Source organism: Allobosea sp. 05T422_2, from assembly GCF_056396265.1.
Genome location: NZ_JBFTLD010000089.1, coordinates 1 through 26,582, shown reverse-complemented (window position 1 = coordinate 26,582; position 26,582 = coordinate 1). Strand labels below are relative to the sequence as shown.

Here is a 26,582-nt window from a genome sequence, read left to right as displayed (position 1 = left end):
CAAAGGTCGCGGCGGCTCGGCCTCTTGCGCTTCAGGCGGTGGGCGTAATCCCGCCCGAACTTCAAGGCCCAGCGCCGCACCGTCTCGTAGGAGACGGCGATGCCGCGCTCCAGAAGCATCTCCTCCACCAGGCGAAGGCTCAGGGGAAAGCGGAAATACAGCCACACCGCATGGGCGATGATCGCCGGTGGGAACCGATGGCGCTTGTAGCTGATGGTCGGCAGGGTCATGCACGCCCACCTACACCGCTTGCCGCCATGCCGGAGTTAACGTGACGACGCCGAAATGAGATGGCGCTGGACGTTGAAGGTGTTGTACGTGGCTGCGTGAGTGAAGAGAAATCTCTGGGCTGAACCCGAGTTCAGAACACATATATGGTCAGCAGGGGCTGGAAGATCTCGGGCGATCGCTCATTCGCGCGGTTGTGCCCAATGCTACGCGCACGCGACGCCATGTTTTTCCTGTCACTAAAAATTACCCAACTAGACTAGCGCGTTGAAGAAATGCATGAACTAGTTTCTTCGGATCCCGAGTGAGAAGTGACTCCGGCCGGAACAGCAAACCGCCAACGGGAAGTGTCCCGTGCTCCAGCGCCAGCACTTCGCCGGCATCGCTGCGAGCGATTTCCCGCAAGGGAGCTAGAGCTTGGCCCGACGTGATGACGTGGCGGTGGTAGCAGCCGACGACGAGCGGCTTTGCGGTGCCCGACAACAGCCATGAGTCGGCCAAAGGTCGCGCCAACTCACGTTCCCCGTGGCGTGGGGTGTTTGCCAATGCGGCCTTGGCGCCGAACAGTTGGGCCAGCGCAACCATACCCTGACCGAGGGCCAGGACCGGGCGTCCGGCGGCGAGGAGTTCCGCGAGAACTTCGCGCGCGGTATCGAGCGCCCCGTCCGATAGGTCGGGGGAGACGACATAGACTCCGCCGCTGCATTGTCTCCGCGATCCCGCGGCTAAGGGCTGTAGGGTAACGTCGGCTCCGGCCGATGCCAGCAGGGCTTCCAGGGTCTGAGCGAAGGGCGCACCGCCCAGAATGGTGACCGGTATCCGCGTGGCCCGGTCTCCTTGGACAGCGTGCGGAGCCGCGGGAACGGCCTCGGGCCGCGCAGCCTGTTCCGATGCGAGGTCCAGCGTACGCAAAAGCGCGGCGGCTTTCGTTACGGTTTCGCGCTCCTCGTCTGCCGGATCGGATGAATGCAGAATCGTCGCACCGACGGTTATTTCCGCCGCTCCATCGGCAAGCCGCATCGAGCGCAGGACAATGCCGGTGTCCAGCCGACCATCGAAGCCGAGCCGCCCGATGGCGCCTCCATACCAGCGCCGCGGGACGTCTTCGTTGGCATCGATGAAGGCGATCGCTTCGCGGCGAGGCGCACCCGTGAGCGTCACCGCCCAGACATGCGCCCGAAATGCGTCGATCGCATCACGGTCGGGACGAAGAAGCCCTTCGACGTGGTCGACCGTATGCAACAGATGCGAATAAGTTTCGATCTGGCGGCGACCGAGAAGGCGTATTGAGCCGATCTCGCACAAGCCGGCCTTATCGTCACGGTCGATATCCGTGCACATGGTGAGCTCTGCGGCGGCCTTGGGCGAGTTGAGGAGTTCGAGCGCCTGTTCGGCGTCAGCTGCGGCATCTTCCCCCCGTCGGACCGTTCCCGAAATCGGACAGCTTTCGACACGTCTGCCGTCGACGCGCACAAACATTTCCGGCGAGGCGCCGACCAGTGCTTCGGTGCCAAGATTAGCCAGGAATTCATAGGGACTGGGGTTGACGCGATCGAGCAGTCGAAAAAGGGCATTGGGCCCCGCTGACATCTCACGCCTGAAAGTTTGCGCGAGAACCACCTCGAACAGTTCGCCAGAGCGGCAGGCTTCGACCGCTTTGCGCACCATGTCTGCATAGGGTTGCTCTGGCCTCGTGGTGGCCACCCGCATCGGCGCGGCAGAAGTGGAGACGCTTCCAGTGCGCGGGAGCCCCTGCGTCGAACGAGCGCCCAGGGCGAAGTCGTAAGTGATGATCTTGGCCTGGCCGGTCTCGGGATGGTCGGCGGCGACGATACGGTCCGGCAGATAGAGGACCATGTCATCGTGGTCGGCCTGCTGCCGGGCACGTTTCTCCAGCCCCAGCGTATGAAACGCCACGTCGAAGCCGAAGGGGCCGAAGAGACCAAGATGCGGGTCGTCCGAACTCAACCCGGCGACAAGGCTTCGGAGGGCTTCGAACAGTGTCTCGCCGTTGACGAGACGGCCCTCGACGGCATCCAGGCCCGTTTCGAGATCGGCGACGCCTCCACGCGCCAAAGCGGCGGCGAGGGCCGGCAGGATAACGGTGCCGCGCTCGTTCAGTGCCCGGCAGGATAGGCGATCCGAGCGGAGGGAAAACCGAAGCGGCGGGTCGACGAACCCGAGCCAGTGCGGTCCGTAGCGCCCTGGAAACGCGAAATTGCAGCGTAATAGCAGGCCCTGCCGCGCTCCGAGGGTATCGATCAGTGCGTCGAGCCCCTCAGGCGCGCTGATCGTTTCCTCGGCCCGCGTGATGACGATTCCGGATGGGGTTGCGAAGCTGTGAATCACGTCGATGATGTCCGATTGTAGTCGAGATGCCGTTCGATCCGGGCGGCCACCCTTGAGAGGCCGAAGCAGATCGCAAAGAAGAACAGGCCGGCGAAGAGATAGGCTTCTGCCGAGTAGCTATTCCATTTCGGTTCGGAAACGGTGAGTTGCACGACGCCGAGCAGGTCGTAAACGCCGACCACGAGCACCAGCGTCGAATCCTTCAGCACCTGAATGAAGGTGCTCACGATGTTGGGCAGAGCGGCGCGCAATGCCTGCGGTAGTACGACGAGGCTCAGGCAGCGCCAATAGCCGAGCCCGAGAGCACGGGCCGCTTCGGCCTGCCCTGCCGGGATCGTGCGCAACGCACCCCGGATTACCTCGGCCATGTAGGCCGAGGCGTAGAGACACAGGCCGACCACCACGCGCGTGAACAGGCCGATCCCCTCTCCACCGGGAACGAAGAGCGGCAGCAGCACCACGGCCATGAAGAGAATGGCGAGCAGCGGGACGCCGCGGATGACTTCTACCGTCATGTTCGCCAACCCGCGCCAGAGGGGGCTGGCGGCCTGGCGGCCCAGCGCCAGAATAATCCCGGCCGGCAGCGACACGATCATTGCGGTAACCGATAGGAGCGCCGTCACGAAGAGGCCGCCMCACTGATCGGTTTCCACAGGCGCCAGGCCCAACACACCGCCGGCCGCCATCATGAAGGCGGCAGCGATCCCGATCGCGGCACCCGTCACGGTCACGGCCGCTCGCCGGCGGATGCGGGGAAGCAGCGGCAGGGCTAGCCAAGCGAACAGCAGAAGGAAACCGACGTTCAGCCGCCACCGGGAGGGCGCGGGATAATAGCCGTAGATGAATTGCGGTAGCCGCTCGCGAATGAAGAGCCAGCAGGCGCCGGGGCCATCGCAACTCGCCGCTTCGCTCCATGGGAACACGGCGTCGAGCAAGGCCCAGCGAAACAGTTTCGGGCCGAGGAGAACTCCGGCAACCAGGATCGCCGCGAGCAGTAGGATGCCTCCTGTGCCCCATCGCCGGCTCGCGCGTGATGGCGGCGGCAAATCGGACGTCGTCACGGACATGGGGAAGCCGGGGTCTCGGTCACGCGCGCCAGCGTCTGGTTTCACTGCGATGAACCAGGCCGGAGATCCCGAGGCTGATCGCGAGATACACCGCCATCGTGATGCTGATCACCTCGACCGCCTGTCCAGTTTGATTGAGCGTGGTCTTGCCGAACACCTGCATCAGGTCGGGAAACCCGACGGCCGCAGCCAGCGACGAGGCCTTCACGACATTGACGAACTGATTACCAAGTGCCGGCAGGGCAGCACGGATCGCCTGCGGCAGAACGATCAGCCGCAAGGTGGCGAAGCGGCCGAGGCCGAGCGCCTGGGCTGCTTCCCACTGGCCACCAGGCACGGAAAGGACACCGCTCCGAAACGCTTCTCCGATGAAGGCCGCGGCGTAGATTGCGAGCGCAGTGACCAGCGCGGCGAATTCCGGAGGCAGAGTGAAGCCGCCGGTGACGTTGAAGCCACGCTGAACTGGCAGCTCCCAATCGGCCCAGGTGACGCCTGCGAGAAGGAGGAGAAGCCCTCCTATGGCGAGGACAGCCTTGGTCGCAGATCGCTGGAGAAAGCCGAGAGTCGCTGGCAGATGCCGCGCCATGGCAGCCGTCAAGATCGATGCCGCACCTGCACTCAGACAAAGGCAGGCGACGGAATTCAGTCCCGGTGCCGCAACCACGATTCCGCGATTGTTGAGCAGCGCAAAGCTGCCGATATGAAGCGACTGTCTGACGGGCGGCAGCGCGCCGAACACCATGAAGTACCAGATGAACAGCTGMASCAGCAGCGGCGTATTACGTACGAGCTCCGTCGCCGCCGTCGCTGCGGCGCGCAACGGGGGATCCCTGGACAGGCGAGCGATCGCCAGGCCCAGCCCAAGACCTGTTCCCAGCCCAATCGCCAATGCGGAAACGACGAGCGTATTMAGCAGGCCGACGAGGAAGGCGCGGGCATAGCTCTTCGTCGCATCGAACGGGATCAGGCCGAAACTGATGTCGAAGCCGGCCGTATCCCAGAGAAAGCCGAAACCTGCATGAATGCCGCGAGCCCGAAGCGTGAAAATCGCCATGGCGGCGAGCGTCCCGACGACGCACGCCGTCGCCGCATAGACACCGTACTCGATCCCATGGCGACGCATGAAGCTCTTGCCTGCACCTCCAAAAGCGGCCGCCATGGAATCAATTCACCGCTGGTCGCCAGACGTCACTGGAAGGAGGGCGAGAACAGCAGGCCGCCATCGCGCCAAAGGCGATTCAGGCTGTTTTCGCGCKGGATGACGATCGCGCCTTTCGGCCCGAGATTGCGCTCGTACATCTCGCCGTAGTTGCCGACGGCCTTAATGACACGCGCGGCCCAGTCTTTGTCGAGGCCGATCAGCTTGCCGAGGTCGCTGTCGGCGCCCAAAAGCCGGCGAATCTCGGGATCTGTAGCATTGGCCGCGAGATCATCCACCTTCGCCGCGGTCACGCCGAGCTCTTCGCCCGCGATCACCGCGTTCAGCGTCCAGCGCACGAGATTCGCCCACTGGTCGTCGCCCTGGCGAACCACAGGGCCGTTGGCAGCTTTCGAAATCGTCTCGGGCAGGATGGTATGGGCGCTTGGCTCCTTCAGCTTCGCGAGGCGTGCCGAAAGMGTCGACTTGTCGGTCGTGAAGGCATCGCAGCGTTCGGCTTCATAGGCGGCGACAAMCTGGTCGGCCTGCTCGAACACCACCGGCTTATACTTCATGTTGTGCTGGCGGAAGTAGTCCGCGAGGTTTCGCTCGGTCGTCGTCCCAGTCTGAGTGCAGATCGTAGCGCCCTCCAGCTCGCGGGCGCTCTTGATTCCAGCCGATTTGCGGACGAGAAAGCCCTGACCGTCGAAAAAAGTGATGCCGGGGAACGAAAGGCCGAGCCCGGCTTCGCGTGACATGATCCAAGTGACGGAGCGCGACAAGATATCCACTTGGCCCGACTGAAGCTGGGCAAAGCGCGCAGCCGGCGTTGCGGGCAGGTATTTCACTTTTTCCGGATCGCCGAGAACCGCGGTCGCARCGGCTCGGCAGAAATCGACATCGAGGCCGCTCCAGCGACCCGACGCATCAGCGGCGAAGAAGCCTGGGAAGCTCTCACCCACGCCGCAATTGAGCGTGCCACGCGCTTTCACGCTGTCCAGCGTGCCGGCGTTTGCATGGTTCAGCATCGAGGCGACCAAGAGGGCCGCAGCCACGGCAAGCTCACATAATCTCATCGCATGAATTCCCCGATTATCACGACCGCGAGCGCACGTTTAGGCAGACCAATCCGGCAACGCAAGCATTGCTCGATCGGCCCGTGCCTTTGGCGATCCACGCTTGACGAAGCCTCAAAGGACTTGCTCGCTTTCCATCGCATTCACCTGAATGCTGGCATAGATGTCCTCCGGAAGCCGGTAGGTAGACGGGTCCTCTGGCTCGGATGGTAGTCCGCCCAAGGCCCGCTCTGGCCGGTCCAGTGATTGGCAGCGCCGCCCATGCCCTCGCCGGGAAGAAACGCCACTTGGGCCTTGTCACGTCGTCGAACGATCCACGCGACAACACTGGTTGACGATCTCGATCACGCGGCCGCGGCGGCCGCTCACCCCGCCGCCATCGCCGAAGAGCGAAAAGCTCGGTGGGGCTTGGCGGAAATGAGATGGCGCTGGACGTTGAAGGTGTTGTAGGGGGCTGCGTGAGTGGAGAGAAATCTCTGGGCTGAACCTGGGCTCTTGAAACCTTGTGTCTTGCGCCAGATTGCCTGCTGGATGATCGCGGGTGGAAAGCGATAACCGCTGTAACTGATCTTTGCCATTCTCAATGGCTACCAACCCRACCGAGGCGCAACAACTCCGCTACGGCGTGACGATGCCGGCACGTGCCATATAGCGCATCTCGCTGACCCTTTCCCAACCGAAACGCCATTATCTGATTGAAGAGGTAGTGTTCATTCTGCCCCGCCAAGTGAGGAACTTCGCTGTCCCGTGCGATGCCGTCGCCACATGCAGCGCATTGCTCCACAGCGTCGACTTCGTTGACGCTCCGAGATTGAGGCGGTGATGCAACGGAATCCGCTGCGTCACCGTCCGTACTTCCTCGAGTGCCGTTAAGGAATCGGAGCGCGGATTCGGGCATAGCGGAACGCCCGACCGACGCTGGCAGGCTGTCCGGCGGCCCGCATCACCAGCCCGCGTTCGCTTAGCCGCGCCAGTGCCCGCGAGACTGAGGCGCTCGTGACAGCACTTTCCGGCCGACCGAGCCCGGTGATGATATCGCGAGGTCGTGCCCAGTCGCCTATATGGAGCTGCGTCGCCGTTGCGTCATGAACATAGGCAGGCCATACCGCCAGCAGCGCAAGAATGTCATTCTGCAGGGGTGACGGTCCATTGCCCATGCTGTGAGGTCCCTTACCGGTTAATAACATTCCGAATCAGAGTATTATTAACCGCTAAAGATCAGGCAAGCCCTACGCAAAGAAAAACGTCACGGCAAAATCTCTGTCGGGCTCGACAACCAAGGCAAATTACCATGGGTAATCATGGCTGCGCTGGCGCTGCGCGCCCATACTTTCCGACTGAAATCTGACGGGTCGAAGTGGCGGCGCTGCAGCTCGCGACAGATCCTGCTGACGAAACCGGGCCAACCTCGTCGGGGTGCGACGCCAGCTTGGCGGCGACATCGCGAAGGGAAGCGTCACGATGACCGGGAGCGGYTCGGCGGATGGTGTGGGTGTCGTCGGACGCAATTCCCTGGGCGCCATAGGATCTGGACATTCGCCCGTTCACGCCGCGGCGAGAATCGCAAACTGCACTGCGATGGACGGATTTAGATTCTAGGCGGCATTGTTACGGGAATGGTGCGATATCCGCCGCGCCTACCGGCGATCGCAACAGAACCTGCGCGGCATTGTAGAAGCCCCTTTTCACGAAGCACCGGCGGCTCGCCTTTCACGGCCGGAGGTTCTGTGCAGGGATTTGCTCCGGAGCGTTCAGATGGACGCGTCGTATCCTCGACACGCTCGTGCTTCGAGGGACGGGAGAGGAGAGGCGATCGGAATGAAGAGAACGGCAAGACGTGGACGTGCGGCATCGGCGTTCGTGATGCGCCCGCTCACAGCGAACATCCCCGCCAACCGAACAGACCCGAACAGATAAGAACAGCGCTGTCCGTAACTGGCAGGATGTTGCCAGTGCGGAAGAACGTCCCGCGAACGACTCAGAAACGGCGCAAGGACCGTGCCGCCATATCTGACACGCTCACGCACCCAAGAACGCATGCCCCGCCCCAGGTGATCGTCCATTTCAGCGAAGGCGAGGCCAAGGCCCTGGCCGTGCTGGCCGGCGCGTTGGGATCGGACGAAGGACGCGCCGCTGGCCAGAGCGCCCGCCCGCGTCAGGGAAGAAATGAACATCGCCAAGTCCCGGCACCGCAACATGACGAAGCACGTCAGGCCCCATGTCTGAGATCGCCCCTGACTGCACAAGCTCTTCGAGGGGTTCTGTTGCAAATTCCCTAGGTGTGAGCTCTCAATAGGTTGTCCATCCGGTCCCGAGCGAGGAAGCTGAGGTTGCGAAGCTTCAGTCTCCATCGAAGGAGGACCGGATGAACATCCACAAGAATGCCCGTCAGACGCAGTTGGGTCGAGAGCGGCAGGCACGGCCTCTGGCGTGATCGCCAGGCGACAGATTGTAAGACGTCAGCAGACGACGTTTGAGGCCCTTGAATTTCCGGCCATCATTCAAGCAGATCAGATCATTGGGTGCGACTGACTTCTTGATCTAAACCGCGGGTTCACGCTTCTCCTCGACAGGAGCGCTTCGCCGCTCATCCATGCATCGAACGGTGACAGCTTCTACTCGACTGCCGGGCGCAACCTGCTACCGGCATTCCAAGCCTCTTTGACTGCTTGTTTTCGCCGAAAGGCCGTTGTGAGATATGCAAGAGCGTTTCAAGCTCGCTATTCGGGGAACGAAACGACAATGAAATTCAAGCCCGTTATCTCTGCCGGCCTGTTCGGCGCCGGCCTATTCGTTTGCTTCGCGACTGCTCCCGCGGTCGCCCAATCACCCAAGCCGCCGGCTCAAGTCAAGGTGACGAACGCGCGTACCGCGCCACTGGCTTCCCTGGAAATCACGACGTCGGGCGAGCAGCCGCGCCTGATCGCCAAGCTCACCAAGCCGCTCGGGCCCGGCAAGAGCATTGCCCTCAAGCTGAACAAGCCCACGGGCTGCAGCTACTCCGTCCTTGCCAAGTTCAGCGACGAGGTCGAGAGCGATAGTGACCTCATCGATCTGTGCAGCGAGAAGTCCATCCGACTGACGGATTGAACCCGCAACCATAACGGATTGGCAAGTCACACCGACGCACATGTAGGCTCGCGGCGGTCCTCCTGATCTCCGATAATGGCAAAAGCTGATAGGATAAGTTGTGGCACTTGCATCGACGACCGCCTTGGTGACCGGGGCCGACAGCCAAGGGATTGGGCGCGGGATTGCGCTGGCGCTGGCGCGCGAAGGTGCGGACGTCGCGCTTCACTGGTACCGAAGTGAATCGGCCGCCGAGACGCTCGCCACGGAGATCCGCGCACTCGGCCGAAACACGGTGCTCGTGCATGCCGATATGGGCKATGCGTCCGCCGCCCGCGCCGCAGTAAGGCAGGCGGACAAGGCGTTGGGCGGTCTCGGCATCCTCGTGTGCAACGCCGCCAGCATCCAGCGAAAGCCTTTCCTCGACATCACTGACGAGGACTGGGCCAGTATCCACGCTGTGAATCTGCAGGGTTATTTCGCCTGCTCGCAGGAAGCCGCCAAGCTCATGATCGGCCACCGCAGGCCGGCCCGGATCATCATGGTCTCGTCGGTTAACCAGGCGCATGCCAACCCTGACATTGCCCATTATGTCGCGACTAAGGGCGGCGTGATGATGTTGGCCCGCGCCATGGCTCTCGAGCTCGCGCCTCACGGTATTACTGTCAACCTCGTCGCTCCGGGTACGATCGAGACTGATATCAATCGGCACATGCTCGCTGATCCGGAGTTTCGCGCCCGCAAGCTCGCGCCGGTCCCMGTGGGCCGCGCGGGGCTCCCCGAGGACGTCGCAGGGGCCGTCGTCTATCTCGCGGGCGAGGGAGCGTCCTATATCACAGGCTCGACCATCACAGTCGATGGCGGGTTGACCATCACCTGATCGAGGCTGCGCTTATGACCGATCTGCCGATTCACGAGGTCTATGCCATCCGCTTCGCCCACCACGCGGCGCGCAGGCGCAGCGAGAATTTCCTGGGTGGCGATGCCCATGACGGGCCGATGCCGTTTGACTACTTCGTCTTCGTGATCAAGGGTCCGTCAGGCGCTGTCGTCGTTGATACGGGCTTCAATGCCGATGTAGCGCGCACCCGCGGCCGCCAACATCTGCGCTGTCCGAGTGAAGGGCTCGCGCTCCTCGGCATCGAACCCGCGTCCATTCGCGACGTTGTGCTGACGCATTTGCACTACGACCACTGCGGCAACCAGCATCTGTTCCCGCAGGCGCGGTTTCATCTCCAGACGTCGGAGATGGCCTATGCCACCGGCCCGTGCATGTGCCACGGCATGCTGCGCGGTGGGTACGATCCAGAGGACATCGCCGCGACGGTGCGCAAGCTCTTCGAAGGGCGCGTCGCTTATCACACGGACGAGGGCATGCTCGCACCCGGGATCACGCTCCACCGCGTCGGCGGCCATACCGAGGGGCAGCAGGTTGTGCGCGTGAAGACGCGAAAGGGCTGGCTCGTGCTCGCTTCGGACGCGACCCATTTCTTCGAGAATTTCGAGCGGGATATCCCGTTCCCGTGGATCTACAATGTCGGCGCAACGCTGGAAGGCTTCAAGCGCCTGCGCGAACTCGCCAGTGATCCCCGGCTGGTGATCCCKGGGCATGATCCGCAGATCATGGAGCGGTTTCCGGCAGCCTCCGAAGCCGCCAAGGGGATCGTCGCGCGGCTCGACTGACTCCGCGCAACGATTGAAACTACCAGTGTCGGCTTCTCACTTCACAGGCACGATGTCCATCGCCAGCGTCTCCTCGTCGCTGCGTAGTCGCACGGTTTGGGCCCGATCCTTCCAGACGGCCCAAGCATACTTGATTACGGTCAGCGGCAGCGTCGCCCGATCCTTCATGAAGAGGCCAGCGGCCTTGTTCAGCATGTCGCGGCGCTTAGCATCGTCGAGCTCTCCGCCAGCATCGTCGATCAGCTGATCGACCTCCGGGTTGGCATAGGCGCGCCAGTTGAACTGGCCGAGCTTCTTGGCGGGATCGTTGGAATGGGCGATGGCCGAATAGGTGTAGTAGGCCTCCCCGGTTATCGTGCCCCAGCCGGCCATGGTCGCCGACAGCTCGCCTCGTGGTCGGGCCGAGAACAGGATGGAGACCGGAACGCCGTTGGCGGCGACGTCGATTCCGACCCGCGCCAGCATCTGGACCAGTGTCGTGCCGATTTCGCGGTCGCCCGGGAGGCGATCCACGGTAAAGCTCAGGGTGAACTTGAAGCCATTGGGGTAGCCGGCCTCCTTAAGCAACTGACGCGAACGCTCTAGGTTGGCCTTGGTGGCGGGAATGTTGTCATTGTAGCCGAATATGCCCTGCGAGACGAGCTGCKTCGCCGGCGAACCCATGCCGTCCATCGCGATCTCGCCAAGCTGGCCACGGTCGATGGCGAGGTCGATCGCCTCGCGCACGCGCGGATCCCGGAACGGGTTTGCGGGCAGTGCTGAGCCATCCTTGGCGCTGACCTGCGGCGTCTTCTCGCGTAGATCGAAATCAAGCAGGAAGACGAAGATGGTGTCCTGCGTCGGTACGCTGAGCTTGGCGTCCTTCTGCAGCGAGGCGACGTCGTTGGCCGAAACGCGCGCAATCATGTCGACCTGTCGAGCGCGCAATTGAGCAACGCGCGCCGCGTCATTGGCGATCTCCTTGCGCACGACCCGCTGCCAGGGCTGCGGGCCGGCCCAATAACCGTCGAAGCGGTCGAGCGTCAGATCAGCCTTCGGGGTCCAGGAGACGAGTTTATAGGGCCCGGTTCCGATCGCGGCCTTTCCGGTGTTGAAGGCTTCGTTTGAGGTCTCGCGATTGAGACCGGCAGCCGCCTTGGAAGAAACGATGAACAGCCTGACAAGATCGTTGGGCAGGGTCGGCGCGGCGCCCTCGGTCAGCAGATGGACGGTGAAGGCATCGACGATCTTCACCTCCTTGACGCGTCGGGTGTAGAGCGTCGCCGGATTGGGGCCGGTGACATTGGCGATGCGCTCGATCGAGAACTTCACGTCCTCTGCGGTGAAATCCGAGCCGTCGTGGAATTTCACGCCCTTGCGGAGCTTGAACTCCCAAGTGGTTGCATCGACCGGCTTCCATGACTCGGCTAGCCCCGGCTCGACCTGCAGCTTCTCGTTGGACTTGACCAGCGTGTCGAAGACATGCTTGAGCGCCTCGACATGGACACCGAGCGCGCTGAAATGTGGGTCCATCGATTCCGGACCTGCACGTACGCCCACAGTCAGGGTCTGAGCCGACGCCAGCGTGGCCGCGGCGAGCCCCAAAGCCAAAGATGCTGCGCCTAGAAACCTATTGATCAACATGCCCCGCTCGCCTTTGCTCATTGTTCGCCCTCCAAAGATTTTTCGAAGCCGTCCACCGCGGAAAAGCGGATTATCTGCAAAAATGGAATGACAGTCGGGACGTCGTTCATTACGGAAGGCCACTCGGCACAATCAATCCAAGCCGGCCAATCACAGCCTCGCCACCGTCCGAAGTTCTCGCTCGACTGGGCAGTCTGCCAGCTCAGTCTTGGGCTACTGCGGGGCTCAGGTAGGAATGACGCTTCACATCGGATCAGCATCGCCATCATGGCGAATTCAGCCGACGGCTTGGCATGGACGCCGCGACTGGTGCTGATGACGATGTCACTATCGATAAGGCCAGCGGGAAAGTCCAAGAGGATCGCCCCACGGGCAGGGGGACTTCGCGAGCGTGCTTCCCGTTCCGATTTTCGCTGGAACGATAAAACGATCTTGCGGTCGGCGATGTGACGCGTCGGCGRCACCAGATCCGGATTGAAGGCAACCTCGGCCTCGAACCCGGCAGCTTGGTGGATGCGAGGGACAGGCTCAGCCTTGAGCGGAGAGGTGACGAAGATGGCCCGCCGCTGCATGCCTTGCTCAAAACACTGAGGACGAAAGCTGGAAGCAGAGATTGTGCCAATTGGAACTGGTTTGTACAGTGCTATTTGCGAGCCTCCGGAACGGTTCTCCTGTCTGTCGAAGAATGTGGCACAGCCACGTCTCGATGCTTCACAGTCGGCTACCCATCCCGAGACTGGCGCCGTGGCAAGTCCTGCCAGCACTAATTCGACCGCCGGATGATGTTCATGCTCCGTTCGACCTTAGCGTAAGATTTTGAGCAGCTCTTGTTCTGACCCCTCGTAGGGTCGGGCGTTACTCGACTGCTTCCCGGCGGGGATCGCTGTGGCGGGCTTCGATGTCGGCTTTGCTCGCCTGCATCAGTGCCTTTGCATAGGGATCGGTGGGCACGGCGGCGGGATTGTAGCTCTCCTCCTCGCCGAGATCGGAGGCCGGAAGCGGCGGTGCGCGCAGCCCTTCATTCACCATGGCGACCTTGTCGGGACGCTGCGCCTTGTCCTCGCGCATTTGGCGCTTGGCGCGGCGAAGCTGTTTCGAGAGCTTTTCGAGGCAGATGTTGAAGGCAGTGTAGATTTCTACGTTCTCGTGCTCGGCGGCGAGGTTTTGCATGCCACGCGAGCGGAACCGGATTGCGCAGGCGTAGAAGGCCCCCGTCTTCTTGAATTGCACCGTCGCCTCGGTGATCCGCCCGAAATATTTCCCGRCKGTCTCTTCGATCTTGCGCTCGGCGAATTCGCGGAGCGCGTCCCCAAGCTCGACATTATGGCCTGAGACCATGATCGGCTTGTCCATCGCTAGTCGCCGCATCGGCTTCCTCCGTTAGGGGTTCCCCACCCAACCGCAGCACGAACGACCAGGGTTTCAAGCTTTGACCCCGAATGCAAGAGCGTAAAATTTGCCGATCCCAGAGCAGACAACCGAGGCGGGCCATCGTTCTCTGCATGCTGAGCTTATCAGGGGGCGCCAGGTCCTTCGGCCAAGAATATCTGTAGCGAGATTGCGGGGGGCAGCAGCAGGCGGTGTATCAAAAGCTGCGACTATCCTTTCAGGCTGACGAGGCTGATACCTAACTCAAGAGGCTGTTGCCGAAGGCGGGCGCGGACGATGACGCTCGCTGGCGCTGTCTGTAGCGGCCTCGAGGCCTCCGATCAGGATCGCATCCGAGCTCGGATTAGCGCGCCAAAGGAATCTCACTGACCCACGTAGTGCAGCTTCGAGCGTCGGCTGACACCCTGGCTTTTCACCGGCGATGGGAGATGCTGATTGACGGGATAGGTTACGCTGTGTGGCGCGGAGGCGTTGTCATGTCTGGACGGCGCCCTTTGATCAAGGGGATTTCTTTGGCGCGGCGAGGGTCGTGGGAGCGGTCGTGTCTTCGGGGCGTTGTCACGTTAACTGCCGGCAGGCGGCAAGAGGAGCATTCGGCCTGATGACAGGCTCAGGCCGCGACGCCAGCCACGGCTTTCCAGCGCGCCATGGCGTTTAGGCGATGCAGATGGGTGGCCAGGGCGGTGCGACGGGACCGGGGCGGAACGAATTGATTGCGGACGGCGGAGAAGACGGCGACGAACCGTTGCAGACCTCCCGGGGAGCGAAAGCCCTGCATCGCCCGCTCGCGTCGTCGCAGAGGCAGGTGCGAATTCTCGGCGCGGTTGTTGAGGCCCTTGTACGCGCGATGCTCGATCGCCGGCATGATCTGGCGCCGGGCGGCGGCATAGGAGCCGAGTTGGTCGGTGATCATGCGCCGGGGCGGGCAGCCCCGCTTCTTGAGAAGGCGCCTCAGCACGCGCGTGGCTGCCTTGGTGTCGCGTCGCGTCTGCACGATCTCATCGAGGATATAGCCGTCCTGATAGACTGCGCGCCACAGCCAGTGCTTCTGGCTGGCGATGGTGACGACGACCTCGTCGAGGTGCCAGAGGTCGCGGCGGCTCGGCCTTTTGCGCTTGAGGTGGCGGGCGTAATCCCGCCCGAATTTCAACGCCCAGCGCCGCAGCGTCTCATACGAGACGGTAATGCCGCGCTCCAAAAGCATCTCCTCCACCAGGCGCAAGCTCAGGGGAAAGCGAAAGTACAGCCACACCGCATGAGCGATGATCGCCGGTGGGAACCGATGGCGTTTGTAGCTGACGCAGGGCTGGCTCATGCCAGTCCACCTACACGGTTTGCCGCCACGCCGGAGTTAACGTGACAACGCCGCAACGCCAGCCGTGGACGATTTCCATTCGGATCGCGCTCGCTGATCGGCTGTCTCCAGTGGGGGCGAAAGCCCTCAGCCGCCCTTCGCATATTTCCAGAACCGGCCCTTGCCTTCGGCGATCCAGGCAAGCGCCTCGTCGATCCGCTTGTCGCGCGTGGCTTCGGTTTTCGCGTCGGCGATCCAGACAACGTATTCTTTCTGGAACGACGTCGACTTGCTCTCGAATATCGTCTTGACCGATGGGGAAGCCGCAAGGCGGTCGACGAAAGCGGGAGACGCGACGACAGCCTTGGCGGGCGCGGATGACCTACGGGGCGCGACCTTCGCGCGTTGCTCGTTGAGCAACATGGCCTCCTGGACCCAAGCGATAAGCTCGGCGTCGACAGGGAGATCCGCGAGACTCGTCAACTTCCCCATGAAGCGTTTGGACGCCGGCAAATCGACGCTCGCCTTGAGCCGCGGGTCGCTCATCAGCGAGCCTTTCCAGAAGGAAAAGGCGCAATGCGACTTGTAGGCGGCAAAAATGCACATCATCTCGCCTCGGTAGTCGAAATGGGGGTTTCCCCATTTCAAGGTTTCGACAACCTCCGGGCAGGTCGAGCGGACAACGCCGCGTAGATGCGCCAGGATCGGCTTGGCGAACGCTTCGACGCCTTCGGCGTACGCGTCGACCTTGGGTTCTGGACCAGGCATCCTGACTTCGCCTCTTGATCGAATGATCTATGGGTGGTTTCGAGGATCGAGCGCGCCTTGCTCGCGCTTCTTCCTTGAAGATCGGAGCGCCGGGCCAGAGACCCAGGTTTGCATTGGCGCTTTCGTCCAAATCGATGGAGCTGGGCCGCCTCGGCGCGCGTGGCCGCTATTGCATGGCGGAGGGGTCCATCCACAGAACCTCCCAAACGTTCCCGTCTGGGTCCTCGATGTGGCGGTTGAACATGAAACCGAGGTCCTGGGCTGGATTCGGATCGGCGCGGCCGCCGGCCGCCACACCTTTTCCGATCGTGGCGTCCACCTCGTCCTTGCTGTCAGCGGTGAGCGCGATGAGCATCTGGCTCTCGCGCTTGGGGTCCCCGATCGGCCGCGCGGTGAACTGTCGGTAGTGGTCGTGGGTCAGCAGCATGACCCCGATCGAGTCCGAGAACATCACGGAGCTGGCTTTGTCGTTCGAGAACTGCGGATTCAACGCGCCTCCGATAGCAAGGTAGAAGCGTGTCGCCGCCGGCAGATCGCGCACTGGCAGATTTACGAAAATCATCCTAACCATTTATCTGGTTCGCTCCTCAGGCGGAGTACTGGTCGGTCTAGTACTATGTCTTTGCCTATCACATGCGGAACGGAACCGTCTAGTACCGAAGTGGGGATGGCATGAAGGTTGATGGCGAAACCCGATCGGCGCGCAAGKAGCGTGATATCATCCACGCGGCCACCGTGGCGTTCGTGAGCCAGGGCTATGATGGAACGAGCATGGAGGAGATCGCTACTAAGGCCGGCGTCTCCAAACAGACGGTCTACAAGCATTTCGTCGACAAGGAGACGCTCTTTGGCGAGGTCATTCGCGCGTCGGCCGCTCAGGCTACCGAAACCTTTGATGCGGTCGCCGCGTTGCTTACCGAGGCGGAATTCATGACGGGGGGACTGCAGAAGGTCGCTCGACGCTTCATGTCGACGCTGATGGACGAAGAGCGGTTGAAGCTGCGACGCCTCATCATCGCCAACGCCGATCGAATGCCTCAGCTCGGCCGCGACTGGTATGAAAAAGGGTTCGAGCGCATGATTGCCTCGATGGCGACCTGCTTCCAGCAGCTGACAAACCGGCAGCTTCTTCGTACACCCAACCCGTATTTGGCCGCGAGCCATTTCTTTGGAATGTTGCTCTGGATTCCCATGAACGAGGCGATGTTCACGGGTAACAAGAATCCGCGCTCCCAAGCCGAGCTTGAAGGCCACGCAGACGCGACGGTCGAAACATTCCTCGTCGCCTATGGCGAGCCGGCGAAGCCTTCGGCGTAGTCGCCCACGCGGGCATTGTCACGTTGTCGAACGATCGACGCGACAACACTGGTTGACGATCTCGATCAGGCGGCCGCGGCGGTCGCCCACCACGCCGCCATCGCCGAAGAGCGAAAAGCTCGGTGGGTCTTCGCGGAAATGAGATGGCGCTGGACGTTGAAGGTGTTGGAGGTGGCTGCGTGAGTCGAGAGAAATCTCTGGGCTGAACCCGGGCTCTTGAAACCCTGCATCTTGCGCTCTCGTCGTAGTGTCGGCTGATGCGAATTTTCCACGCGATTGTTGCACCAGCGACCGCGTCGATGCCGATCCGAGATCCCAAGATCCCGGACTGCCGCTCCATATGAACGCAGGTCATCCGTGATCAAGCGCTCCGGTATGAAGCCATGCTTCTTGAGTAGTCTGCGCAGCACTTTCAGCGCGGCGCTCTTGTTTCTTTTTGCCTGAAGCAGGACGTCCAGGACCTCGCCTTCGGAGTCAACGGCCCGCCAAAGATAGACTAGGCGACCGTCGATCTTGAGATAGACCTCGTCCAGGTGCCATGTGGCGTGAGGCTTTGGTTGGCGTTGGCGGAGATTGGCGCAGATCTTGGGTCCGAAATGGTTCACCCAGCGGCGCACCGTCTCGTCGGACACGGCAATTCCGCGCTCGGCCAGCAGATCCTCGACGTCGCGGAAGCTGAGGGTGAACCGGAGATACAGCCAGATTGCCTGCTGGATGATCGCGGGGGGCAAGCGATAACCGCTGTAACTGATCTTTGCCATGCTCAATKGCYACCAACCCGATCGAGGCGCAACAACTCCGCTACGCCGTGACAATGCCGATGGTTCAGTCAGGCCTCGGGTCAATGCCGTGCCTGTGCGATCCGACGCTCGACGCTGCGGCTGTAAAGGGACATGGCGTAGCAGCAGATGAAGAAGACCCCGGCAGCAAAGACGTAGCCTTCGCGGCCGAGGCCCAGCCAGTTCGGGTCCTTTAGCGCCTGCCCGATGATGCCGAGCAGGTCAAACAGGCCAATGATCGAGACGAGTGTAGTGTCCTTGAACAGGTCGATCACCGTATTGACGATGCCCGGCACGGTCAGCCGGAAGGCCTGCGGCAACACGATGAGACGATGCGCGTTCCAGTAGCTAAGGCCGAGCGAGGCGGAAGCCTCGTATTGCCCCTTATCGATGCCCTGCAGCCCGCCCCGGACGACCTCGGCAAGATAGGCGGCGACGAAGAGCGAGAGTCCAACGATGGCGCGCAGCAGCCGGTCAAAGCTGGTGCCCTCCGGCAAGAACATCGGCAGCATCACCATGGCCATGAACAGCACGGCGAGAAGCGGCACGCCACGCAGCAGCTCGATAAAGCCGGTGCAGAGCCAGCTGATCGCCGGCAGGCTTGAGCGCCGGCCGAGCGCCAGAACGATGCCGATCGGGAGCGCGATCACGACCGTCGCATAGGTCAGCAGCACGTTGAGCGAGAGGCCGCCCCATTGGTCGGTGGGAACGACTGGCAGGCCCAAGACGCCACCGAGCAGTAGCGTGCCGGCGATGAGAGGGCAGAGCGTGACAAGAAGCAGTACGGAAAGCACCGGGCGCGGATTGCGTGGCCAGGCGGCCGCGACAGCAAAAACGAGCAGGACAAGCCCAGCAAGCTTGACGCGCCAGCGCTCCGGCGCCGGATAGCGACCGAAGAGGAACATGTCGATGCGGTCGGTGACGAAGGCCCAGCAGGCGCCGGTGCCGCAGACCGAGCGGCTCCGACCTTGGAGCACGGCATCGGTGACGAACCAGCGCAGGAGTGGCGGCACCAGCACGACGAGCAGCGCAACGGTGAGGAGCGTCACCAGCCCCCCGCGAAACGAGCCGAAGAGATTCGTCCGGATCCAGCGGCGAATGATCGCCGTTGCCGAAGCAAGCTGYGGGCTGGGGTGCCTTGGGACGACAGTGACGATGGAGGTCGTTTCGGCGCTCGGCATCGTGCTTCCTAACGTTCCTTAAGCGCKAACCGGGCGTTCAGCCGCGCGAGCCCCGCCGAGACCAAGAGATTGACAGCGAGGAAGACGCCCATGAGGATCACCATCACTTCGATCGCACGGCCCGACTGGTTGAGCACCGTGCCGGCGAAGATCTGAACGATCTCCGGATAGGCAATGGCCGCGCCGAGCGAGGAGCTTTTGATCAGGTTGAGATACTGGTTGGTCATCTGCGGGATCATGACTCTGAGCGCCTGCGGCAGAATGACCAGCCGGAGCGTCGGCCAAGGCTTCAGCCCCAGGCTGTAGGCCGCCTCGCGCTGGCCCTTGGCGACGCCCTCGACCGAACCCCTGACGATCTCAGCGATGAAGGCGGCACTGTAGAGCGAAAGCCCGGCCCAGAGCGCGACGAACTCCGGTGGCATCACCATTCCGCCCGTGAAGTTGAAACCTTTGAGCGTCGGAGCGCTCCAGCCCGACAAGCTCGCCACCAGTGCGGCAAAGAGGGTGGGCGGTACCAGCCAGAGCCAGCGCGTGCCCTTGCGCCGCATTGGCAGGAAGTGACACAGCAGCGGTACGAGGACGAGGCTCAGCACCAGGAGGGCAGCGATCAGGGGTGTCCTGTCGCCCGCCAGCGGATAGGGCAGGAACAGACCGCGGATATTGAGATAGAACAGGCCTCCMAAGGACAGGCTCTGGCGGGCCTGCGGCAAGAGCTGGAGCACGCCGACATACCAAAAGACGATCTGGAGGAGCTGCGGGGTGTTGCGGATCAGCTCGACGATGGCGCCCGAGGCGCTGCGCATCAGCCAGCTGGTAGAGAGACGCATCACGCCGAGCGCGAGGCCCAGGACAGTGGTGGTGACGACGCCGAGCGCGGAAACGAGCAGCGTATTTGAGAAGGCCGCGACCAACGCCATGGCGTAGCTGTCCGTCGGCCTGAAGTTTGTGATTTGGAACGGCATGGCGAAGCCGGCCGGGCGCCATAAAAAACTGAAGTCCAACTCCATGTTGCGGCGCGCGAGATGGCTCGCCGCATTGTGCCCGAACCAGATCAGGACGAGCAGGGCGATACCGAGGACCACGCCCTGCCAGAGCAGGGCGTGGGATGATTTCATGGGCCACAGCGCGGCGTTGCTGCCGGATGTGGTTTTGGTCCGAGCCATGCCGGCGATCTCACCGGAACGGAAGAGGATAGTGCAGGCCACCCTGCGACCAGAGATTGTTCAAGCCGCGCGGCAGGCCGAGCGCCTTGGGGCCGAAATGGACGTCGTAGATCTCGCCGTAATTGCCGACCGCCTTGATGGCCCTGTAAAAGCCCTCGTTGTCGATGCCCAGTTGTTTGCCGAAATCGCCCTCGAGCCCGAGCAGGCGGCGCACGAAGGGGTCCTCGGACTTCTTCTTCTCATCGACATTGGCCTTGGTGATTCCAAACTCCTCGGCGGTCTTCAGCGCCGTGTCGACCCAAAAGACGATGTCGGACCAGCGATAGTCGCCGTCGCGCGTATGGAGGCCGAGCGGTTCCTTGGAGATGACCTCGGGCATGATTATCCAGTCGTCCGGCACCTTCATGGTGGAGCGGGCGGCGGCGAGCGAGCCGGTATCGTCCGAATAGCCGTCGCAGCGACCGGCCTCTGCGGCGGCGAAGGCTTCCTCCGACTTCTCGAAGAGCAGCGAGTTGATCGTCGTGCCTTTGGAGCGGGCGAAGTCGGCGATGTTGAGTTCGAGCGTTGCGCCGGTGATCATGCAGATTGTGGAGCCGTTCAGCTCCGCTGCAGTCTTAACCCCCAGGCTCTTGCGCACCATGAAGCCCTGGCCGGCGTAGAAATTGACTGCGACCTCGGTCAGGCCGAGGCCGATGTCACGGGCGAAGGTCATGGTCGAGTCGCGGATCAGCACGTCGATCTCGCCGGACTGTAGCACTGTGAAGCGGACCTTGGCGGTGGTGCCAACATACTTTACCTTCTTCGGGTCGCCCAGAACCGCAGCGGCGAGCGCTTGGCAGTAGTCGACGTCGAAGCCTTTCCAGGCGCCCCCGGAATCCTGGTAGGCGAAGCCGGGAATGCCGCTGTCGACGCCGCAGACCAACTCGCCGCGCTTCTTGATGGCTTCGGCCGTCGGCCCCGGGGCCGGCAGCGTCTGGGCGGAGGCGGCCGTGCTCAGCAGCGCGGCGCCGAGGGCGGACAGCATCGTCTTGAAGATGGTCCGATCTGCTTTATTCACGGTGACGATCCTTCTTCTTCGGGGCGGGCGGCTTCGTATCGAACCGGCTCGGCATGCCAGCCGTCCTTGCGCTTGGCCCAGTAGGTCTCGCGCAGCTTCTGGCTGATGGGGCCGGGACGATCGTTGTTGAGGATGCGACCGTCGAGGCGGCTCACCCCGATCGGGCCGCCGGCGGTCGAGGAGACGAGGATCTCGTCGGCGTTGCGCAGCTCCTCGACGGGCACGTCCCGAACCTCGCAGGGCAGTCCGAGTTGGGCGCAGAGCTCGATGACGGAGAGGCGCGTGATGCCGCCGAGAACGTTGCGGTCTGGCGTTACGACGACGCCCTCGGTGATGCAGAAGACGTTGTAGCCCGGCCCTTCCGTGACGTTGCCGGCGGCGTCGAGCAGGATCGGATTGTCCGCGCCCCTCTCGTCCGCCTCGAACAGGGCGGCCGTCATGTCGGCCCAGTGGAAGTTCTTCGCCCGGGCGTTGACGGAAGCCTCGGGGATGCGCGGGGTCGAGGCGACGATCATATGGGCGCCGCGCTCGATCACCTCCGGTTTCATCAGCCAGACAAAGGGAATGGCGTAGGCGCAGAGATACGGGCGCGCGTTCTTGGGGTGATATTGCGTGCCGGGGAGGGGGCGTCCACGCAGGCAATCCATGGCGACATAGGCCTCCCGGAGACCAGCCAGCGCCACGAGCTTGTGCAGGATGCGGCGAATCTCGTCGTCGCTCTCGCGCGGGATGAGCCGCATCGCTTCCATCGAGGTGCGGAAGCGCTTGAGATGGTCGTCAAGCCGAAAGAAATTCCCGTCCCAGACGCTAACCACGTCGTAGGTCACGTCCGAGCGGCGAAAGCCCCAGTCGGTGATCGGGATGCGGGCCTCGGCGATCGGCATATAGGCGCCGTCGATGAAGGCTGCGCCGCTCGCCCAGCGGGCGGCGTCGGTTGATGGGGCACGACGGCGATGTCAAGCGGTCGGCAGCTCGGCAAGCACGGCGTCGAGGCCAATCCTTATCCGGCGGTACATCTCATCGAGTTCTGCCTCGGTGATGATCAGCGGCGGCGACAGCACGAGGCAGCCTTGCAGCGGGCGCAGGACTACACCTGCGGCAAGCGCCGCGTCGTAGATCTGAGTTGCGATGCCGCCCGGTACCAGCGAGGGCGCGGCATCCGCACCACTCCCGGAGCCCGGCAGTGCGACCTGAATGGCCCCGGCGAGGCCGAGGGCCCGGGTGGACGTAACGAGAGGGTGATCTTCAAGCGCCGCGAGCCCCTTGGCGAAGACGGGCGCGACGGAGCCGATATGGCCGAGAATGTCGCGCCGCTCGAAGATGTCGAGAACCTTAAGCGCAACGGCCGCAGCGACCGGATGAGCGCCATAGGTCGATCCGTGGTTGAAGATGCCCGCTGTTTCCGAACCGGCCTCCAACTCGTTGTAAAATTCGTCCGACATCACCACGGCCGAGATCGGCTGATAGGCACCGGAAAGCTGCTTGGCCGTGCTGAGGCAGTCGGGCTGGAAATCGAAGTTCTGGCAGCCCCACATCGTGCCGGTGCGGCCGAAACCGGTCACGACCTCGTCGGAATACATCCGGATGCCGTAGTCAACGAGCAGAGCTTTAATCTTGGGGAAATAGCCGCGCGGCGGCGGGAACATGCCTGCCGAGACCGAGAGCGGTTCGGCGATGAAGGCCGCGACGGTCTCGGGCCCCGCCGCCTCGATGGCGTCGCGGATCTCAACGACGAGGCGATCCGCATATTGGTCTTCCGTCTCACCGGGCAGTGCGCCGCGCGGCCAAGTCGGGTGCGTGACGTGGATTACGTCGTCGGTGGGAACGCCGAAGGCCTCCTGCACCGCGGCGCCGCCGCCAAGTGCCGTCGTAAAGATAGTGCCGCCATGATAGCTCKCGCGACGCGAGATGACTTTGCGCCGCTTGGGCTCGCCGGCCACGCGATTGGCGTACCAAGTGAACTTGACGAGCTGGTCGTTTGCCTCTGAGCCAGTCGTGGCGAACATGACATGGGCGTTCGGAATAGGCGCGGCGCGCGTCAGGCGCTCGGCGAGCTCCATTACGACGGGAACGGTCCTGTGGATGCCCGACGGGTACATCGGCAGCGCGCGGAGCTGAGCGATAGCGGCCTCGATGAGCTCCTCGTCGCTGAAGCCCAAGCCCACGCAATAGAAGGTCGAGACGGCCTCGATATAGTCCTTGCCGTCCTCGTCATAGGTGAAGACGCCCTTGCCACGGGTGAAGACCAGCGGCCGCTCCTCGCGCAGTTTTTTGAGGTTCGAGAAGGGCAGCAGCAGCATGTCGGAGTGATGATTGGAAAGGCGTGCGGCGATGTTCATGACATGCAGCTTCCTGTGATCACAGTTGACAATTAAGAACTATATGGCAATGACGATCCGCGTCAATCTCGCTCCAGATGATAAAGTATGCGGTGATTGGGCATGAAATGTGCAGCGTCCGTCTATGCTCTCGGGTGTCCATATGCATGCTGTGATCACGCCGTTGAAGCAAGAATGGGGTGATTTCCGTGGCCGCTCGCCTGCCGCATTCCCAGGTTGAGACGTCTCCGGAGCCCGATCAGGCGAGCGGGTACATGATCGAGCGCGATGGCGCAAAGAACGCCAACACGCTCTCGATCCAGGTCTATGAGGGCTTGCGGCAGAGATTGCTCTCGGGTGGACTCTATCCCGGCGCCAAACTCTCGCTGCGGTCGCTTGCGACCGGCTTCGGCACCAGCATGCAACCCGTTCGCGATGCAGTGTCTTCGCTGGTGGCCGAGGAGGCGCTCGAGATAACGCCGGCGCGCGGGATCCAGGTCCCGGCGCTCGACCGGACTGTCTGCGACGACATCTGGCTGCTGCGCTCACTGACCGAGGGCGAGGCGGCGGCGCGTTTCGCCCAGCGCGCGCAAGAGGCGGATTTCCAGGCGTTGCAGGGGCTGACCGAGGCTGTACGCAGCGCCTACCGCGGGGGAAGTGTGGGCGAGCACATGCTCGCTTTCCACGATTGGTCCTTTTTCATCGCGGAGCGCTGCGGTTCGGCGATGCTKGCGGCGCTGATCCGGCGGCTGCGCGTCCGCAATGCGCCGATCATCGCGTTCTGCCTCAGCGTGAAAGTCCACGAGGAGCCCGACTTCATGGAGTTCTCGACGCATGTCATGGAAGAACTGGCGCTGGCGGTCCATACGCGCGATCCCGGTCGCATCCGCGACCTGCGCCGCGTCGATATCCTGACCTATCAGCGCTACCTGTACGCCCGCCTCGGCTGGACGCTGTAGCAAACGACTTTCGAACCGGATCGAACCTATTCCTATTTGCCGGTCCACGTCGCCGCAGGCCTCGCCGCCGCGGCAAGTCCTCCGTGACGAACTCGGTCCGCTCGGCAAGGGGGGGCCTGATACGCGTCTGTGGTCCGATTGCCCTCAACAACGCCTTCGATGCGGGGAGGCACGTACAGATCAGCGGCGCTCAGGCCCGACTTCTCGTCGAACTCTGCGCGAGAGAGGGGAGGTCTCGATCGGTATCGCGGAAGTACCTTCTGATGGGGCCAATTCCCGGTCTATAAGTGGCGCCTGATTATCGAGCTTTGGGCCGAACCAAGCGAACAACAGGTCCAGAAAATTGACATTGCGACAAGCCAGATTCGATGCGCGAATTTCCCGTTGGCCAGACGGGTTCTCTCGTTATGAGGAGAACTAAATTGGCAGCCGCGAGGACTCAGGCGAAGCACTGACCGGGATGCGAGGGCCGGCCGCGGTTCGAAGCAAAACCACGGACATGGCGCATGACCTCGCTCGCCAGGTCCGCGAGCAGGCCATATTCGTTGAGCGGGATCCGCTGAAAGCTTCTCCACAGCTCAAGTCGGCGCATAGCTCTGTTGATGATACTCACCGAATGCGCTTTGATATCCCGTACGCAATGACGGGGCTGACATGAAGATCGGCGATCGTTTGAGAGAACTCCGCCAGAGCCGAAAGCTGACCGTCCGAGCCGTCGCCTTGCGCTCGGKCGTCTCCCACTCCTCGATCTCGCTGATCGAGCGGGATTTGATCAGCCCCTCCCTCAACACGCTGCATGCGGTCCTCGACGCACTAKGGACGACCCTCTCGGGGTTCTTTCTCGATTTTCATGCGGTTTCGCCCACGGATCCGTTTTGCCGCGCAGCGGATATGGCTGAAATCGGCCGGGCGGATGCCATTTCCTATCGCGTGATCGGAGCAGGTTACCCTAACCGCTCAATGCTGATGCTCCATGAAACCTATCCTCGGGGAGCCGATACCGGCGAAGCCTTCGTTCATTCGGCCCAGGAAGGCGGCCTCGTCATCCGCGGCGCGGTCGAGGTCACGGTGTCGGGCCGGACAGCGCTTCTGCAGCCCGGCGATGGTTATTATTTCGATAGCCGCGAGCCGCATCGTTTCCGCAACGCCGCGGACGAGCCGAGCGAGATCGTGAGCGCCATCACGCCCCCAACATATTAGACGTGTTCCTGAAAGGCGTTTACCGGAGAAGCACTCCGGACCTGATGGAAATATCGTCGATCGTGGGAGCAATACCCGAGCGTGATGATGACCCAGACGAGAGTGTTCAGGTGTCTGTGGCGGCGTTGTCTRCAGGGCGGGCGGGCATGATCCAGCCCGCCCTCAGCTACCAAGCGCCATCGATTTCCACCTGCTTTCATTGCTCATGCGGTTTAGTAGAACGCTGGGGCCATATACTGCCTACACTTCAAGGACGTGGTCGGCTCGTCCCCATTCGCGAACGGAACGAGGGCAAAGCAATGTTTCTCGACCAGCGCCACGACCTTGTCGGCCATGACCGGATCGTCGACATCGACGTCGCCGCCGCGCAAAGTATCGCAGCGAAGTGGCGGCTCACACGGAGATTGCTCCGCCTGCAGCTGGGTTGCCATCAGATCGCTCACGCGATCGCCGTTTCTGTCACCCGCTCGTTGGCGACGGTCGCTTGGCTGCATCGTCCTGTACCGCCCTGACGCGGCAACGGCGGTCGTCGAAACCGATCGCGCTCGGCCTGCCGGCGGCGCCTGCGGCTCCGTGAGAACCTCCGCTTGCTCGAGGGCGAAACTGGTCCGCGCCAGCTGCTGAAATTTCCTTTCGGCGGGTGCGGCCAGCTAGTTCCTGCTAGAATTGCGCACCGTTCGCGCGTGTCGCGCGCAGGCGCGGGAGAGCATACGATGAAGCGTTGGAACCTCGCCAAATGCCCGAAAATTTGGCGCAAAGGGTGCCCTCTTCGAGATGTGTAGTCCCGAAATCTGATGGTGCATCATCGATCCTGAGTCGTCAGGAGGAGGATGCATTATGGGAAGCGTTCTTCATGGCAGCGCCCGCACGACGGCGCGTGTTCGAGCCGAGCTCCAAGGGTCGAAAGAGAGCAGCCGGGCCCTT

General features: G+C 62.6%; 24 protein-coding genes and 3 pseudogenes. 7 read left to right on the top strand and 20 right to left on the bottom strand.

The window, feature by feature from the left end; genetic code table 11:
• The 8 genes and pseudogenes from AC1DJT_RS16970 to AC1DJT_RS16935 form a co-directional block, all read right to left on the bottom strand.
• Positions 1 to 230 (bottom strand): annotated as a pseudogene (locus AC1DJT_RS16970) (IS6 family transposase); the annotation flags it as partial.
• A gap of 36 nt (positions 231 to 266) precedes the next feature.
• Positions 267 to 356, bottom strand: a pseudogene (locus AC1DJT_RS16965) (IS6 family transposase); the annotation flags it as partial.
• Between the two features lie 118 nt (positions 357 to 474).
• On the bottom strand, positions 475 to 2,577 hold the full coding sequence (locus AC1DJT_RS16960; protein WP_476769071.1) for a chorismate-binding protein: 2,103 nt from the start codon (positions 2,575 to 2,577) through the stop codon (positions 475 to 477).
• The gene (locus AC1DJT_RS16955) at positions 2,574 to 3,644 is read right to left on the bottom strand and encodes an amino acid ABC transporter permease (RefSeq protein ID WP_476834491.1); all 1,071 of its coding nucleotides are present in this window, start codon (positions 3,642 to 3,644) and stop codon (positions 2,574 to 2,576) included. The genes AC1DJT_RS16960 and AC1DJT_RS16955 overlap by 4 nt, the downstream gene beginning before the upstream one ends.
• Positions 3,645 to 3,663: 19 nt before the next feature.
• The gene (locus AC1DJT_RS16950) at positions 3,664 to 4,767 is read right to left on the bottom strand and encodes an ABC transporter permease subunit (RefSeq protein ID WP_476834490.1); all 1,104 of its coding nucleotides are present in this window, start codon (positions 4,765 to 4,767) and stop codon (positions 3,664 to 3,666) included.
• 65 nt (positions 4,768 to 4,832) lie between these two features.
• The gene (locus tag AC1DJT_RS16945) at positions 4,833 to 5,858 is read right to left on the bottom strand and encodes an amino acid ABC transporter substrate-binding protein (RefSeq protein WP_476834489.1); all 1,026 of its coding nucleotides are present in this window, start codon (positions 5,856 to 5,858) and stop codon (positions 4,833 to 4,835) included.
• 365 nt (positions 5,859 to 6,223) lie between these two features.
• Positions 6,224 to 6,361 (bottom strand): annotated as a pseudogene (locus AC1DJT_RS16940) (IS6 family transposase); the annotation flags it as partial.
• Between the two features lie 1,885 nt (positions 6,362 to 8,246).
• Positions 8,247 to 8,399 (bottom strand): MucR family transcriptional regulator, encoded by a 153-nt coding sequence (locus AC1DJT_RS16935; RefSeq protein ID WP_441509100.1) that lies wholly within the window; start codon positions 8,397 to 8,399, stop codon positions 8,247 to 8,249.
• Positions 8,400 to 8,600: 201 nt separating this feature from the next.
• Here AC1DJT_RS16935 and AC1DJT_RS16930 point away from each other — a divergent pair, with 201 nt between their 5' ends.
• From AC1DJT_RS16930 to AC1DJT_RS16920, 3 genes are all read left to right on the top strand, one after another.
• Complete coding sequence (locus AC1DJT_RS16930; RefSeq protein ID WP_441509092.1) at positions 8,601 to 8,948, top strand: hypothetical protein; 348 nt, start codon at positions 8,601 to 8,603, stop codon at positions 8,946 to 8,948.
• 100 nt (positions 8,949 to 9,048) lie between these two features.
• On the top strand, positions 9,049 to 9,807 hold the full coding sequence (locus tag AC1DJT_RS16925; RefSeq protein WP_476834488.1) for an SDR family NAD(P)-dependent oxidoreductase: 759 nt from the start codon (positions 9,049 to 9,051) through the stop codon (positions 9,805 to 9,807).
• Positions 9,808 to 9,821: 14 nt separating this feature from the next.
• Entirely contained in the window at positions 9,822 to 10,610 is a 789-nt protein-coding gene (locus tag AC1DJT_RS16920; RefSeq protein ID WP_476769076.1) for an N-acyl homoserine lactonase family protein, read from the top strand.
• A gap of 36 nt (positions 10,611 to 10,646) precedes the next feature.
• Here the strand turns inward: AC1DJT_RS16920 and AC1DJT_RS16915 are convergent, their stop codons facing one another.
• The 6 genes from AC1DJT_RS16915 to AC1DJT_RS16890 form a co-directional block, all read right to left on the bottom strand.
• Positions 10,647 to 12,122 (bottom strand): ABC transporter substrate-binding protein, encoded by a 1,476-nt coding sequence (locus AC1DJT_RS16915; RefSeq protein ID WP_476834487.1) that lies wholly within the window; start codon positions 12,120 to 12,122, stop codon positions 10,647 to 10,649.
• A 128-nt stretch (positions 12,123 to 12,250) separates the two neighbouring features.
• Positions 12,251 to 12,805, bottom strand: coding sequence for a hypothetical protein (locus tag AC1DJT_RS16910; RefSeq protein ID WP_476834486.1), 555 nt, complete (start codon positions 12,803 to 12,805; stop codon positions 12,251 to 12,253).
• A 283-nt stretch (positions 12,806 to 13,088) separates the two neighbouring features.
• The gene (gene hpf / locus AC1DJT_RS16905; RefSeq protein ID WP_476834485.1) at positions 13,089 to 13,601 is read right to left on the bottom strand and encodes a ribosome hibernation-promoting factor, HPF/YfiA family; all 513 of its coding nucleotides are present in this window, start codon (positions 13,599 to 13,601) and stop codon (positions 13,089 to 13,091) included.
• A 631-nt stretch (positions 13,602 to 14,232) separates the two neighbouring features.
• A complete protein-coding gene (locus tag AC1DJT_RS16900; RefSeq protein ID WP_476834484.1) occupies positions 14,233 to 14,937 on the bottom strand; it encodes an IS6 family transposase in 705 nt (234 codons plus the stop codon).
• A gap of 126 nt (positions 14,938 to 15,063) precedes the next feature.
• Positions 15,064 to 15,684, bottom strand: a complete 621-nt coding sequence (locus AC1DJT_RS16895; RefSeq protein WP_476833153.1) for a DUF1801 domain-containing protein — start codon at positions 15,682 to 15,684, stop codon at positions 15,064 to 15,066.
• Positions 15,685 to 15,850: 166 nt separating this feature from the next.
• Positions 15,851 to 16,255, bottom strand: coding sequence for a VOC family protein (locus AC1DJT_RS16890; protein ID WP_476769082.1), 405 nt, complete (start codon positions 16,253 to 16,255; stop codon positions 15,851 to 15,853).
• A gap of 101 nt (positions 16,256 to 16,356) precedes the next feature.
• Between AC1DJT_RS16890 and AC1DJT_RS16885 the strand changes: the two genes are divergently transcribed.
• The gene (locus AC1DJT_RS16885; protein ID WP_476834483.1) at positions 16,357 to 17,001 is read left to right on the top strand and encodes a TetR/AcrR family transcriptional regulator; all 645 of its coding nucleotides are present in this window, start codon (positions 16,357 to 16,359) and stop codon (positions 16,999 to 17,001) included.
• Positions 17,002 to 17,066: 65 nt separating this feature from the next.
• Here AC1DJT_RS16885 and AC1DJT_RS16880 read toward each other — a convergent pair whose 3' ends face one another.
• The 6 genes from AC1DJT_RS16880 to AC1DJT_RS16855 form a co-directional block, all read right to left on the bottom strand.
• Positions 17,067 to 17,762 carry an IS6 family transposase gene (locus AC1DJT_RS16880; protein WP_476769084.1) on the bottom strand — a complete coding sequence of 232 codons (696 nt, stop codon included), beginning with the start codon at positions 17,760 to 17,762 and terminating at the stop codon, positions 17,067 to 17,069.
• 80 nt (positions 17,763 to 17,842) lie between these two features.
• Complete coding sequence (locus tag AC1DJT_RS16875; protein ID WP_476769085.1) at positions 17,843 to 18,961, bottom strand: amino acid ABC transporter permease; 1,119 nt, start codon at positions 18,959 to 18,961, stop codon at positions 17,843 to 17,845.
• An 8-nt stretch (positions 18,962 to 18,969) separates the two neighbouring features.
• Complete coding sequence (locus AC1DJT_RS16870) at positions 18,970 to 20,076, bottom strand: amino acid ABC transporter permease (RefSeq protein ID WP_476834482.1); 1,107 nt, start codon at positions 20,074 to 20,076, stop codon at positions 18,970 to 18,972.
• Between the two features lie 58 nt (positions 20,077 to 20,134).
• Complete coding sequence (locus AC1DJT_RS16865; RefSeq protein WP_476833157.1) at positions 20,135 to 21,148, bottom strand: amino acid ABC transporter substrate-binding protein; 1,014 nt, start codon at positions 21,146 to 21,148, stop codon at positions 20,135 to 20,137.
• 29 nt (positions 21,149 to 21,177) lie between these two features.
• Positions 21,178 to 22,065: an aminotransferase class IV gene (locus tag AC1DJT_RS16860; RefSeq protein ID WP_476834481.1), complete on the bottom strand. Its 888-nt coding sequence runs from the start codon at positions 22,063 to 22,065 to the stop codon at positions 21,178 to 21,180.
• A 72-nt stretch (positions 22,066 to 22,137) separates the two neighbouring features.
• The gene (locus tag AC1DJT_RS16855; RefSeq protein WP_476834480.1) at positions 22,138 to 23,520 is read right to left on the bottom strand and encodes an aminotransferase class III-fold pyridoxal phosphate-dependent enzyme; all 1,383 of its coding nucleotides are present in this window, start codon (positions 23,518 to 23,520) and stop codon (positions 22,138 to 22,140) included.
• A 254-nt stretch (positions 23,521 to 23,774) separates the two neighbouring features.
• On the opposite strand from AC1DJT_RS16855, the gene AC1DJT_RS16850 reads away from it, so the two are divergent.
• The 3 genes from AC1DJT_RS16850 (at position 23,775) to AC1DJT_RS16840 (ending at position 26,170) form a co-directional block, all read left to right on the top strand.
• Positions 23,775 to 24,458, top strand: a complete 684-nt coding sequence (locus AC1DJT_RS16850; protein WP_476769089.1) for a GntR family transcriptional regulator — start codon at positions 23,775 to 23,777, stop codon at positions 24,456 to 24,458.
• 654 nt (positions 24,459 to 25,112) lie between these two features.
• Positions 25,113 to 25,658, top strand: a complete 546-nt coding sequence (locus tag AC1DJT_RS16845) for a cupin domain-containing protein (protein ID WP_476834479.1) — start codon at positions 25,113 to 25,115, stop codon at positions 25,656 to 25,658.
• Between the two features lie 299 nt (positions 25,659 to 25,957).
• On the top strand, positions 25,958 to 26,170 hold the full coding sequence (locus AC1DJT_RS16840) for a hypothetical protein (RefSeq protein WP_476769091.1): 213 nt from the start codon (positions 25,958 to 25,960) through the stop codon (positions 26,168 to 26,170).
• Positions 26,171 to 26,582: the final 412 nt, after the last annotated feature.

Bases quoted from the DNA above. Each gene is read 5' to 3' on its own strand.
- AC1DJT_RS16840 (WP_476769091.1), top strand. From the start codon at position 25,958: ATGTTTCTCGACCAGCGCCACGACCTTGTCGGCCATGACCGGATCGTC.
- AC1DJT_RS16860 (WP_476834481.1), bottom strand. From the start codon at position 22,065: ATGCCGATCGCCGAGGCCCGCATCCCGATCACCGACTGGGGCTTTCGC.
- AC1DJT_RS16900 (WP_476834484.1), bottom strand. From the start codon at position 14,937: ATGAGCCAGCCCTGCGTCAGCTACAAACGCCATCGGTTCCCACCGGCG.
- AC1DJT_RS16890 (WP_476769082.1), bottom strand. From the start codon at position 16,255: ATGGTTAGGATGATTTTCGTAAATCTGCCAGTGCGCGATCTGCCGGCG.
- AC1DJT_RS16930 (WP_441509092.1), top strand. From the start codon at position 8,601: ATGAAATTCAAGCCCGTTATCTCTGCCGGCCTGTTCGGCGCCGGCCTA.
- AC1DJT_RS16880 (WP_476769084.1), bottom strand. From the start codon at position 17,762: ATGGCAAAGATCAGTTACAGCGGTTATCGCTTGCCCCCCGCGATCATC.
- AC1DJT_RS16895 (WP_476833153.1), bottom strand. From the start codon at position 15,684: ATGCCTGGTCCAGAACCCAAGGTCGACGCGTACGCCGAAGGCGTCGAA.
- AC1DJT_RS16865 (WP_476833157.1), bottom strand. From the start codon at position 21,148: ATGCTGTCCGCCCTCGGCGCCGCGCTGCTGAGCACGGCCGCCTCCGCC.